We start from the raw sequence: 12,622 nt of genomic DNA on the forward strand, positions 1-12,622 counted from the left end.
TACGACCAACAGCGCCGATGTATCAAGCGAACGAATGCGTTGCCGGAGTGGTCCGTCAGAGGGGCCAAGAACCTGGGCAGCAGCGTCTGGACTCCGGCGGGGAGCAAAATTGGCCCCCGCCGCCCCACGGAAGCGGGGCGTCTGTGCTCGGGGCCTGCCCCATTGGGCCGAACTCCAGGGAAGCAGCGAGGGCGTGTCGGGGCCCCCGATCCTCTTTGGGCTCAGTAACGGCACGCGCAGTCTCCAACACAGGTGAGCAAATACATGGGATGCGGCTTACCGGCTTCCCCCTGAACAAACAAAGTGCTATCAAATATCAGCGTTGGCGAGGACCTCCAAGCACAGCCATTGCTTCCGAAGGCTTAGACAGATGCGCAAACGCAACAGAACCCACGATGGCTTGGCTTTGGCAGCAGCCGTTGGGCTGTCCATGCTGACGACGCTCCTGATCACGCAGGCCGTCTTGTACGTCCAAGACCTCGAGCGCGCCACTGGGGCCGCCAAGCTGGCATTGAGCCAGGCCGAGGTCATAGCAAGAAGCAGCTCTGCGGCCGCCGTGAAAGCCCAAGCAGAACGTGGGGACGACTGCTCTGAAGATGACCTGCGCAATCTGAAATCTATTGCCTTCGGCTCGAGCTACATGAGCGACGTGGGCAAAGTCAGGGATGGCGAAATTATCTGCACCGCCCTGTGGGGAGTTCTGAAGGAGCCTATGTTGCTTCCTCCCCCACGGTTTGAGCGGAATGGGGCGCGGATCTGGCGATCGTCCGATTTGAGCAATTCACCCTACGTGGGCACCAACGTCGTCGTCCGAGGGAATGTCGCCACAGTCACCTCTCCTTCTGCATTTGACAACGTTGATCCCTCTCGGACGAGCACCATCGTGGTCACCACCGCCAACGGGGCCTACACGTTTAAAGCCGTAGACCCAGACCCACGTGCGGTCCGCGCGGGCCGAAAGGACACAATTCAACGGGCGGTGTGTAGCGACATATCGGGGGTGTGTGCCACCGTGACTTCCCCACGCACCGGCCTGTGGTCGCTTCCCCCCCACTCGTTGGCCTGGTTTGCGGGGCTGGGTTTGATCATGGGCCTCTGCCTGGGGTGGCTAGCTGTGCGATACCGAAACTTAGAAAGGAGCCTGGACCAGCGATTGCTGAGCGCCATCCAGAATCGGGAGCTAACGATCGTCTTTCAGCCGCTGCGGCGTATTTCCGACGGCAGCTTGGTTGGCTTCGAAGCGCTTTGCCGATGGCATGCATCGGCCAACGAAGAGATCGGCCCCGATATCTTCGTGCCGCTGGCGCAGGTCAACGGATTTGGTCCGCTGCTCTCGCGGTATGTTCTTGCGACATCGCTCGACGAAATCCAACCATTGCTATGTTCGGATCAGGAGCTGTACGTCTGCATTAACGTGGAACCGGAAGACATCGCTGACCCGTCGTTTCCCCGTTACGCCTGTAGCCAGGTTTCAGGGCGTTCCCTGCTGCCGTCCCAGATCTGCTTCGAGGTGACCGAACGCAACGACATCGTGACGCCCGAGTTTTTCGACAACATGGCAGCGCTTCAAAGAGCCGGGTTCCGATTCCTCATCGATGATTTTGGGACGGGGCATTCCAACTTCTCACATTTGGCACGGACCGGCTTCAACGGCATCAAGATTGATCGGCTGTTTACGGGGGCAATCACGACCGATTCACCGCTTCGGTCGGTATTGCCGGCCGTCTATGAGTTAGCGCTCAAGCTGGATCTTGACGTCACTATTGAAGGAATCGAAACGCATGCCGAGGCAAGCCTGCTCCGAAACTTGGCCCCAAAGGGCATCGGACAAGGTTGGTACTTCGGCAAACCGGTGAGGGCCGACAGCTTGGAAGCAGTGCTTCCGGCCGATGCTAGCGAAGGACCCTGAATGCCCTGCTCACCGCCCCTCCACATCGCTTCCACACCGATACTGCAAACATCCTTATCAGCTTTGCAAAGTCCGCCACAAAGCAAGGCCAGCTGTGCTCCCTGGATTGCCTGCCCGCCCCTTCTCCCCTCAGTAGGCTGCGGTGACTTCTCGGCAATGACGTTCCTACCCAGGCCGTCGTGACCAGTGGGCGCGGCTTTTTTGTTGTTGCAGAAAGGCGGGAATGCAAAACGCCAACGCCTGCTGCCTTGGCGGGTTCCCAAGCGCTGGGGGCAACTAAACCTTGAGTTCAATCACGAATTTTTTTCAGAATGCTCGAAGGACGGCTGTTCACCTCCAGCTGTCCACCGTACGCTTAGGGTGGCGCGAACTCACCGAGCTCCGGCAGCCGCTTTGCGGTGGACTCTAATTGTTCGCCCTGGCGCCATTTGACCAAGAAGGGACGCAGGCCGCATGCGGCATTTTGCAAGGCACCTCAACCTACAACGCCTGATCGTCGGATTGGCCTTCTTGTCAGCGGGGGTCATGTTGGCAAACGCGGTCTTTGCTGCTTACCAGGTTCAACGCGAGCAACTCATCGCCAGCGCCCTTGAGTCCAACCGGGTTTACGCCCACAAGCTCGCGCAGACCACCCACAACTTCTTGGTATCAACGCAGCAGCAACTTGATTACAGCGCGCGCGTCATCGGGACAAGCGGCATTGATACGGAAATCGGCGCATCTGAGGCACATCGGCTACAGTCCCAGACCAACGCGTTCAACTCGGTGATCGTGGTAGACCGCCAGGGGCTTGTGAGGGCGGCCTCCCCCGCCTTGCCCCAGATCGAAGGACGTGTGCTCTCGAGCTTGGCAAACTCCTTAGCAATCGCCAGCCGCGCGCCCTTGGTGAGCAACCCGTATGTTTCTGCCACCGGCAAGTTGGTGCTGACCATCTCCCAGCCCATCTTTGACCCGTCGGGGACCTACCAAGGCTATATCAGCGCGTCCATCCACCTGAAAGAGCCCAATGTCCTTCACACCCTCCTTGGAACGCACTACTACAAGGATGGCTCGTATCTCTACGTCGTGGGTCAAGACGGCAAGCTTCTGTATCACCCCGAGCCCGATCGGGTCGGCCAGTCCGCCCTGAAAAATGAGGTGGTCAGAGCAGTCTCGCGCGGGGAGGCCGGCGCCATGCCGACGATTAACAGCCACGGAGTGCACATGTTGGCAGGGTTTGCCCCCATTCCCGCTGTCCACTGGGGCATCGTTTCGCAGCGCCCCGTAGAGGCTACCCTTCAGCCGCTCAAGCGCTTGACGAACCTGGTCCTCTTGAACGCGGCACCTTTGGGATTGCTGTCGCTGCTCTTGATCTGGATCGTATCCCGCCGCATCGCGCGCCCCCTTTGGCAACTTGCGTCCACCGCGCAGAACAGCGACGTATCACAAGCCATCTCGACGGTGACGGCCGTGGACACTTGGTATTACGAGGCGGACCAACTGCAGAAGGCCGTGCTCATCAGCTTCAACGCATTCAACGATCGGATTGGTCGGCTGGATCGCGCAGTACTGACTGACCCCCTTACGGGCTTGCTCAACCGGCGCGGCTTGGAAAGAGCACTGGAGATCTTGGCGAGCTCCAATACCCGGTTTGGGGTCATCGCGCTGGACATTGATCACTTTAAGAACGTCAACGATATCCACGGACATGAGGCCGGCGACGTGGTCATTGCCGGCGTGGCAGACTTGATGCGACAGAACTCAAGGGTGGAAGACATTCTTTGCAGGATTGGTGGAGAAGAGTTTTTGCTATTGCTGCCAGACATCAGCGCGGAAGTCGCCGAGTTCGTTGCCGAGAGGCTTAGAAAAAGCATTCACGATCACGGCTTCCCCATCGTCGGCAGCATTACCGCCTCAATGGGCATCAGCCACTTCCCCGAGACGCACGAGGATGCCGACCATGCCATTCGGCAGGCTGACAAAGCTCTGTACAAGGCCAAGGGAGAAGGACGAGATCGGGTGGTGACCTACCGCCGCAGAAGAACGGATCGTTGAAGTCAGAAGGCGGGGCCGCAACTGGGCTAGGCTAACTGCGCCTGGTTTCCTGCGGCGACCATGGATCTCCGATGGACATGACGCCTGTTCAAGCTCTTGGCTGTCGCGGCCAGCATTGCCCAGTTCTCATGCGAAAAGTATCCGCCTTGGCATGATGCAGAGTTTGCTCGGCAAGGATTTGAAACCCCGATAGATCCTCGCATAGTCGGCTCCCGCCGCGGCACATCGCTTTGAACTCCAGCCGGTTGAACTCCAACAGGTTTAGCTCGATAAGCGCTCTCCTCTTGACCGGCGCTGGAGATGACGCTGCCACTCCGTTGCTAACGCCCAATTGATGGCAAGCAATGCTCCTCCCTCTCACCACGCGCCTCAGCACCGCTTGAAGCAGGAGCATCAACACTTCACTCCGCTCCGCGGCGCACCAGGAACTCCACAAACGACTCTTCCTCCGCCTCCTTCGCGTGGTCAAGTGCACCGCCTTCGTTGACATCCGCCCCGCGGTCAAGCAACAGCGTTGCGACGATGATCTTTTCATCGCTGCTCAAAAGTTCGTCTCGCGCCAGCCACACCAAGGCCGGCTCATCGTCTTCGTCTTCAGTGCAAGGATACGTGTCGGCTGCAAGGCCCGCGTCCAACAGTGCGGTCACCAGCTCCAAATCCGCTTCAAGGCATGCGTGGTGGAGTTGAGGAAAAGGAAGCTCCTGCCCGCGCACTAGCAGCAGCGGAGGCAGGCCATCCACGGCCTCATGCATCTCGTCGAAGATCGCTTTGAAGTCAGGGTTCGACGCATATGCCTTGCCCCAACCCAGTGCTTCCGCTTTTGCTTCCATGCACAGAATCCTTCTTGGTTAGATTGTATGGCTCTCGGACCGCGGCCTATGGGCCCGGCGCGTGTCCGACGTGACCGTGGCCATCCCTACCGCTTGATCTTCTTCAGCAACCAGAGCGCCGCCTCGGCCCGTTCCTCTGGGGAGAGCTCCTCCAACGCCAGAATTACGTCGGCGGTGTGATCGTCCTTAGCCACTAGGTAGGCCATCGGCACCTCCAGGGTGTCCGCCAGCTTGCCCAGCGCATCGAGATCGATGCCGCTCGTCTCGTTCTCGTAACGGTTCACTCGGCTGCTGGCCAGCTTCTTATCAAGCCCCATAAGCACCCCCAGCGCGCGCTGGCTTGGGATGGCGCGGAGCTCTCTGGCCTGCTTCAGGCGAGCGGCAAATAGCGAACGGGGGGAAGCCTTGGGCACGTGAACAGATGTTGAAAACTTGGGAAGACAGCATGACTTGGTCCCTCAATGCATGGCAGACTCTTCGTGAAATGTAGCACTCTCCCGACCAACGACAGGCGTTTTCATGAAGAAGATCAAGACAAGGATGGCCGCCAGCTTGGCTGCGGCGTTGCTTTTGGCCGCCCAAGGCGCAGGCGCGCAAAGCCACCCTGAGCAGGAAGAGGTTCCTAACAAGCCGGGCTTTTTCCGGCAGTTGGGCAGCAGCCTCAAGAACGCCGGGCAGCAGATGGTCGGCGTGAAGCCGGCCCAGGGCGGCTCCAAGACCGATGGTGCCCCTGGTGCGATCTACACCCCGATCAGTGGCGCCAGCAAGCTGCCCAACCTCTTCAGGTCGGACAACCACCAACAGGCCCAACTGGGAAAGCTCGATTGGCCCCGCGTCGCGTTGACGTTTCAGGAATGGGGCGCCTCTCTGCCGTGCTGGACCGTTGAGGCCCGGATTTGGACCAGTTCCACCGTCTCGACCACCGAGACGTTCAAGGCGTGCTCGGATGCCCCATTGAGGGAGACCGACGACCTCGGTGAGGTGGCCGAACTCAACGACGCGGCCCTTTGGAAGGGCAAAGACACGCTGCGCGGCATTCGGGTCCTGCCGAGCAAACCGAACACCGGGTCCACCCGGTCCACTGGGCCCAACCCGCCGGCGCAGCCGTTCCAGGTCAACGTGAGCCGGGATGCCGTGGCCAACCGTGCAGTCGAGGTCGCGCTACGCGCTGCCTGGGTTAGCGGCTTCATTCAGACCTCGGACCTCCACCCGGGCCCGTCGGGAATCCTGACCCCATTTAGGGATGGCCGCATGTGGATCGCCGGGTTCAAGCCGGAAGGCAACCGCGACCGCTGAAGCACCCCGGGCCTTGCGCCCTCACCAAAAGGGAAACGACATGAAAGCATGGATCCTGGCCGCTGCGGCGGCCCTCACGCTGACTGCCTGCAGCGGTAAGCCCTCCGAAGCGGAGGCCAAGCAGGCACTGGCTGACCTGATGGCTCAGAGCGCATCGGCGCCTGTCGTCATGATCGATGGGTTCACCCTGACGGGGTGCACGCCGGCGGAGGAGACGGACGGCTATCGGTGCGATACCCGAGGCACCGTCGTGATGGACGTGATGGGCAACCGAGTTCCGCTCCCCGTCGACAAAAACCTGCGCTATGCGAAGGTCGACGGCGCTTGGAGGGCCTACGTCCAATGAAGACTCAGTCTCCCTCCCGGCGCTTTGACGGCACCAAGGTAGAGCCTCGGGCTAAAAGGCTTATGACGCCGCGAAGCCGCTTCTTCGCGTGGTATGCCTGCTCGCTCATCATGCTGGGGCCATTGGGGTTCGTAGTCGGCCCGCTGGGGGCCAGTTACATGACCGGGCGCGCCGAACGTGCATATCCCCAAGAAGCCTACGCGGCTCGGCAGCGCGATGTGGGGTTCAACGTCGGGCAGTGGTGGATCATGGGACTCTTGACCCTCCTTGGCGGGATCGGGACGCTCGTGCTGCTCCAAGCGCTACCGATGCTGGCCTTGGTGCTTTGGGCGCAGCTGGCTAACGGGTGAGCAAACGGGGCCAGACAAAGTTCGCCCGGTCTCGGTGCACTCGGTTGCCGGGCCGGTCACCCACCCTTCCCCGCCCTTAGCCTGCGCAACGTCACGCCGTGAACCCCGAGAGCTCGGCGTGACGGGAGGGCTTAGACACAAGCACACCAATGGAAAGAAGCCAACAGCTGCTGCGCGGCTCGATGTCTTCACAGACGACGACACAGAGTTGACCGAACACTCACCGTTGGCAAACTTGCCAAAGTGTCTACTCCACGCCAGTTCGTCGAAGCCCGACGAGAGGCCACCGCGAAATGCCATATACAGGCCTTTTCCTCCTACGCCATGCGTCCGCCGACTCTGACCGCGAAAGTGGCCTGGTAAGTAGGGTCACCGCGGTGAAAGCGATCTGCCTGAGTTGCGAGCGACTGGTGGACGCCACCGACTCCCCGGATCTGGAAATCGTTACTGGGGGTGCGATTCTCTATTGCCGGGGCTGCGGGACTCGCCAGGTCATCAGCAATGTGCACTTCGATGAATTCTTGGCTCGCACGCGGAGGGACTGAACCTCAGGTGGATGTAGCTGCCTTGCAACGGGCCTAATTTGTGGCTTGGTCGCCCCGCCGCGAGTATGAGCGAGGGCTTCGGCGCGTGCGTTCGCAAGGGACGCCGGATTGGCTTGAACCAGATCGGCTGATGGCGTCCTAGCATCAGATTGCTGCCACATCGGTGATGATCGCCTGTCCGTTGCGCAGATCTGCCACCAGCAGCCGTCCCCCAGCCACGGTCCGACCCACGCTCTCGTTGAGGTAGTCCGCCTGCAGGCGGCCGGCCTCCAGGACGGCCTCAAGTTCGAAGCTGTCCGGACGCCCAGGCAATGGTTCCCCAGGTGACGCTACGCCGCCTTCCAATGGCTGCACTCGTGTCGGACCACCGCCCGCATCCTTGGCATAGGCCGGCCATCATCCGGCCGTTCTTTGGTGACCAGCCGCCCAGAACAAGCTCGCTGTGCAGGATGTCCCGCGTCATGCCCGCCTCCACGGCTGCCTGAAGGTAGTACGGCCAAAGGTGGTCCATGACCAGCCCCAGCTCAGCCATGAGCTGCTCCATCGTGAAATCCGCGCGGAAGCTTGCCTTAAGGCACAGCTCGTAGATCTTCAAGAAACACTGGGCGGAGCCACGACTGGCCAGCACCAAGTTGTGCTGAGGGATCAGCAAGAGCTTGGCGCCTGCCGACGGCCTATGAGTCAGCGCGTCTTCGGCCCACGTATCGACCGCGATGAGCACCCGGGAAGCCGACCACTCCGATGTATCAAGCTGCTCTGCAGTAGGGATTGAATATTGTTAGGGAGCAAGTCACGGAGTCGCTTGAGTGGCGCCCATAAGGGCACAGCTAGTCCGCCAGTCGCCCATCGCTTCTTCGGATAACTTGCAAAATATCTAGGACGGACTGACTGCCGGTCGCGCTGCCACCGAACAATCCCGCGCGTGGTGGTTACGGGAGCGGCCCAAACAGCGCCCAGGCACCGACCAGAGGCCTTCCTCGTTAAGCTCAACGTCCCAATCTGAGCCAGCCAGGTTCTCACCGAGACTAGCGGTTCTCCGCGTAGCCCGACGGACGGCGTCAGCAACCGCCTCCATTTCGGAACCAAACCACCGATATCCGTTGACGCAGATGGCCACGGGTTGGTCGCTGGGCTGCGGATAGCCAGGGAGGAGCGCATTCAACTGCTTGGCCGCTTCGCGGACGGTCAGCTGGCGAAAGCCGGGATGCGCTGCCCAATGATCGAGAAGAAGCACGGCACCAGGAGTCATGGCGGTTTCCTTCACTAGCCGGGCACTCAACACTCACGCTCTGCCGGTAAAGGGTGTGCGAAATTTGTGCTAACCGTGATTCACATCTTTTTCTGCGTCCCAGCGTGTTGCCATGCTGAGCCGCCCCGACGAGGGCGCCTTCGTGCCAAACACAGGCCTTTTCTACCTATATGAAGTGTCAGGCAAGCCTCGGCGAGCCACTGAGGTTACCTGCGAATCGATCAGCTCGGTCCGCGCAGAGTGCCTTTCCTGTCACGAGATGATCAGCATGTCCTCGCCGCCCCTCCTGGTGAACATTGCCGGAGGTGGAGCAGCCCTTCAGTGCCCAAGCTGCGGCGTCAGGCAGGCCGTATCCGGAGCGAGATTGCGGACCTCATCCAAAGATCTTCCGCTACGCCTCCCACAAGCAATCGTCAGACTTCGTTAGATCAGCTGTGACGTAAGCCAGAGCACATGCAACGGGTGACGAGTCTGGCTGATTAACCCAAGCCGCCAGCCTGAGTCGAAAAGCCCCCCACGTCGTTGACGAGATTTCCAACGATCTGCTTGGCCAGAGCTTCTGCGGCAGTCAAAGCGCCCAAGCATGACGAGGCTCTCCAGTTGATACGATCGGCCACAACGTCTCCGACCTTGAGTGAGAGCAAGGTCCAATCCGCGGCGCTGCTCCTCCAAAGCTCTGCGGAATAGCAATAGCCATCGACGGACAGCTCTACGGTGTAGCAAGCCTCATTGGATCGAGTGCCCATCGGCGTCCTTCGCAATGTCATGATCCGGAAGGCATCTAGTCGACTTTCCCCGGCGTAGCCTCCATGCACGCTCAGCCAATCCCGCAAGACCCAATAAGCAAGCAAATAGCGACGCAACTCCCAGCAGACTGATCAGCAACTTCATGGGGCGCCTCGTGGCGGAAATTACGTTTCTAGAATCGAAATGGATCTCCCGACGAGTTCGAATGTAATTCCAGGACCCCCAATGGAACTGAGACCTGCATCACCATTTCTCGTATGAGATAAAAGGAGGCGCCAAAGTTTCGATTCATGGTTCGTCGATAGGCCCACCACTGGGTGAACCTCCTTGGCTGTCTGCCGGATACGCGATGCGTAGGTGCGAAACACGCCACCCTCCATGTGACCTAAAACGGCCACTGTCTCCAGTGACTGCGTATCTCACCGCAAGAAGTGCGGCTTTTCCCTTACCCACGTGCCAAGTCCGAATCTTGTCGTAGGCATATCTGTAACGCGCAACATGCATCCGCATCTGTCCCAGTCATTCGTTTAAGCACTGCTCGAGAATAGGCGAGCTCCGACACATCTTGATGTATCGGAGCTAACTTCCGTCAACACTTTGACGCAGCATCCGATCCTCCAGCAGGTCTTGCCAACAGGTGGCGAGAGCCGTGCGATGGCGATGCTGCTGACCAGCGAGCCGCCGGCGATGGAGGAGTACCGCGTCAGCCGGGCCGTGAACACCCCGCGCAACAACGCCGAGGCGCTGCTGCGCCAAGTTGCCTGACTTACCTTCCCACCTCGACTGCGTCCGGCCGAATGGCGCGGAGCAGGCCCTAGCTGCCGCCCGACATGGATGCCAGGCGTTGCGCTGATGCTCATCGTCGCCCCGAAGACCAGCGCCGCTCCATCGGACCGACGGATGTCCGACATCGGCAGGTAGCCCGAGGTCTTCACCCTGCCCAGCCGGCCGGGTAGATGTCCTCCCACGCGATTCCCGCGAACAGGCTCGCCACGTCGGCCGCCGTCATCAGGCGCACGCGCTTGTAGCTGCCGTCGTAGGCCAGCACCGAGCCCATGGGGAAGTGCGCTGCTGTTTCAGGATCCAGCGCATCAATGGAGGAAAGCGTTGCCGTCCCACCAACCTCAGCGTCGTCCTCTAGCTCTTCCACGCCCCCATTGTCGATGAAGCAAGGTATCCACATTGTGGTGACGCAGATGGCCTTGGAACACTTCCAGCACCTCGTGGTGGCCTGCACAGGAGGGCGTAACTTGGGGCGACAAGGTTTAGATGGGTCATCAGGCAGGTCGGCGTATCCGAATGATTTTGACTACCGAGACGCCAACGCCTGGCAGCCCGAAGCCATTGATAAACCAATTTTTTTGGAACTAAATAGATTGGATCCATGCCGCGAAGTTTGGCCTGACGCGGGCGACCCCAGAGTTTGCATTAAGAAATAAATCCCCGCTCATTTTTGATTGACGTTTAGAAAGCCCGTCGTATCTGCACTTCCATTGTAAACAATGGAAGCAAGGCAGTGACGAAGTCGCAGACCGAAATACTAAATAGCTACATCGAAGCACCCGATGGTGGGTTGGTCTTGGAAGGCTTCCAGATTGGCCGTGTGAAGTTCGGGAAGATCACAATATCAACCGGTGAGGGTGCCTTCAGCGCCCAAGACCTAATCACGGCGGGCCGTCTGGACTTGCTGCACCCAATCAACCAGGTTCTGGACCGAGTCAACGCCTCGCTCCCAAATACGGGCAACTAGAGCATTGCGATCGATCTGCGGCGCTGAGCTAGCACGCTCCGCAAGCGCGCAGACATGAGCCATTACCTCAAATGTTAGCGGTCGCTGCTCCCCTACTAGCTGGGCTAGCCGGACTAGGTTAGACCCATGCTTGATAGCTTCTGGTGCGCATCGCGCATCACAGACAATTCCTTGCCGAGGACGAAGTCGCCAGGAATACTCGACAATTCTTGTCTCGTCTGCCCCCAAGGCTGTTCAAGTGCCGACTCGGCCGCGAACTCGTTACAAGTTCGGTGCAGCTCATGCAACCGCCGGAGTCTTCGATCAGGCCTTCGGGGCCTGCAGGGGTCTCCCAAGAGGCATCTGCGAGTGCGTCGGACCCGAAATGCGGCGCCGCCAGCAGAATCTTGGCTTGATCGATTGCGGCTTGCGGCGCGTCGAGGCTGTCGGAGAACGTAAGGTCGAGCATGCCGGTCAGCTCAACGGCGCGTTGCCTCCAGTCCTCCAGTTTATTAGCAAGGTCAGCCATCTCCCGAATCAACCGGTCCCGATCGTTCGGCAACAGCGTCTCGTTCTCGACACCGGCCCAAGCGTGCTGGTCTGGGACGCCCATTGTGCGGACACGGTCAAAAAGATCCTGAAGCAGCTTCTGGTTTTCTCCCACTCTGTCCCACGCCCACTCGAGCGGCGAATCGAGTCGGATATGCGCTGTGACATGCCCCTCCCGACGCAGCCGGACAAGGTTGCCGAACACTTCGTAGGGCGTCAGTTTCGACGGCAGGAGTTCTTGGTGCAGGCGCAAGGCATGGGCGTTAAGCAAATCGCGCCGCTCAGTGAGCTGACGAACGATCGGACCGCTGTCCTCCTCGGCCAGTGGGCTCAAATTCCATGTGAGCCGTAGTTCTTCGAGCAGGGCTCGCTTGTTCGCCTTGTTGCTGTGAAGCTCAAGACACGCGGCGCCGAGGCGAACTTGGTCCAAGCGCCTCTTCACAACTTCCAGTGCCGCCAGCTTTTCCGCCACGAACAACACGCGCTTCTTCTCGGCAATCGCCCCAGCAATAATGTTGGCGATGGTCTGGGACTTGCCGGTGCCCGACGGCCCTTGGACCACAATGCTCCGCCCCTTAAGCACATCATGGACGACGAGGGACTGGGAGCTGTCGCTGTCGACGACATGGCGCATATGCTCCGGGTCAACAGTAGCGTCAATGTCCTCATCGTTGGTGGAAATAGCCGCGCCGGAGAAGCCGTCCGAAACTACGCCAACAAGTGCGAAACGGGAAACATTGCCCATACCTAACGCTAAGCTCGTGGCGTAGTTGTAGCGGCCTCTGACTTCTACGCTCTCCCGGCGGTCGCGAAGTACCGGGCTGGTCCCCATTTCTGGGCGCCCAGGGCTTGCTAGTTAGCCTTCACGCGACGGCTGCTATCGGCCCGGCCAGGAACGGCTACTACCGTCGACTGACGCTCGGTCCGAGGTCATATTTTTGCTGTTCATCACCCTTCCGGACAAATCAGAATTTTCTGATACAGAGGCAATTGATTGATGTGATAAACGTTGAGGCGCCGCGCATGGAGGCGGCGATG

Annotated in this window: 10 protein-coding genes; 5 read left to right on the top strand and 5 right to left on the bottom strand. The window is 59.8% G+C overall.

Features of this window, described 5'->3' with window-relative positions:
- Window positions 1-370: 370 nt before the first annotated feature.
- On the top strand, window positions 371-1,909 hold the full coding sequence (locus AC1DIQ_RS00690) for an EAL domain-containing protein (RefSeq protein WP_152153282.1): 1,539 nt from the start codon (window positions 371-373) through the stop codon (window positions 1,907-1,909).
- A 453-nt stretch (window positions 1,910-2,362) separates the two neighbouring features.
- A complete protein-coding gene (locus tag AC1DIQ_RS00695) occupies window positions 2,363-3,943 on the top strand; it encodes a sensor domain-containing diguanylate cyclase (protein ID WP_152153284.1) in 1,581 nt (526 codons plus the stop codon).
- A gap of 401 nt (window positions 3,944-4,344) precedes the next feature.
- On the opposite strand, the gene AC1DIQ_RS00700 is transcribed toward AC1DIQ_RS00695, so the two are convergent.
- Window positions 4,345-4,773, bottom strand: a complete 429-nt coding sequence (locus AC1DIQ_RS00700) for an ankyrin repeat domain-containing protein (RefSeq protein ID WP_152153286.1) — start codon at window positions 4,771-4,773, stop codon at window positions 4,345-4,347.
- Between the two features lie 86 nt (window positions 4,774-4,859).
- Window positions 4,860-5,186, bottom strand: a complete 327-nt coding sequence (locus tag AC1DIQ_RS00705) for a helix-turn-helix domain-containing protein (RefSeq protein ID WP_152153288.1) — start codon at window positions 5,184-5,186, stop codon at window positions 4,860-4,862.
- Window positions 5,187-5,292: 106 nt separating this feature from the next.
- Here AC1DIQ_RS00705 and AC1DIQ_RS00710 point away from each other — a divergent pair, with 106 nt between their 5' ends.
- Genes AC1DIQ_RS00710 through AC1DIQ_RS00720 form a run of 3 tightly spaced genes read left to right on the top strand, consistent with a single transcriptional unit; the run spans window position 5,293 to window position 6,765 of the window.
- Window positions 5,293-6,069, top strand: a complete 777-nt coding sequence (locus tag AC1DIQ_RS00710) for a hypothetical protein (protein WP_478049265.1) — start codon at window positions 5,293-5,295, stop codon at window positions 6,067-6,069.
- A gap of 40 nt (window positions 6,070-6,109) precedes the next feature.
- Window positions 6,110-6,415 (top strand): hypothetical protein, encoded by a 306-nt coding sequence (locus tag AC1DIQ_RS00715; RefSeq protein WP_478049266.1) that lies wholly within the window; start codon window positions 6,110-6,112, stop codon window positions 6,413-6,415.
- The gene (locus tag AC1DIQ_RS00720) at window positions 6,412-6,765 is read left to right on the top strand and encodes a hypothetical protein (protein ID WP_153165309.1); all 354 of its coding nucleotides are present in this window, start codon (window positions 6,412-6,414) and stop codon (window positions 6,763-6,765) included. Before AC1DIQ_RS00715 ends, AC1DIQ_RS00720 begins: the two co-directional genes overlap by 4 nt.
- 825 nt (window positions 6,766-7,590) lie before the next feature.
- On the opposite strand, the gene AC1DIQ_RS00725 is transcribed toward AC1DIQ_RS00720, so the two are convergent.
- From AC1DIQ_RS00725 to AC1DIQ_RS00735, 3 genes are all read right to left on the bottom strand, one after another.
- A complete protein-coding gene (locus AC1DIQ_RS00725; protein ID WP_478049267.1) occupies window positions 7,591-8,031 on the bottom strand; it encodes a hypothetical protein in 441 nt (146 codons plus the stop codon).
- Between the two features lie 2,206 nt (window positions 8,032-10,237).
- Window positions 10,238-10,456 carry a hypothetical protein gene (locus tag AC1DIQ_RS00730; RefSeq protein WP_399622523.1) on the bottom strand — a complete coding sequence of 73 codons (219 nt, stop codon included), beginning with the start codon at window positions 10,454-10,456 and terminating at the stop codon, window positions 10,238-10,240.
- 757 nt (window positions 10,457-11,213) lie between these two features.
- Window positions 11,214-12,329 (bottom strand): DEAD/DEAH box helicase family protein, encoded by a 1,116-nt coding sequence (locus AC1DIQ_RS00735; RefSeq protein ID WP_478049268.1) that lies wholly within the window; start codon window positions 12,327-12,329, stop codon window positions 11,214-11,216.
- Window positions 12,330-12,622 lie beyond the last annotated feature (293 nt).

The organism is Stenotrophomonas sp. 05L413 (assembly GCF_056397945.1).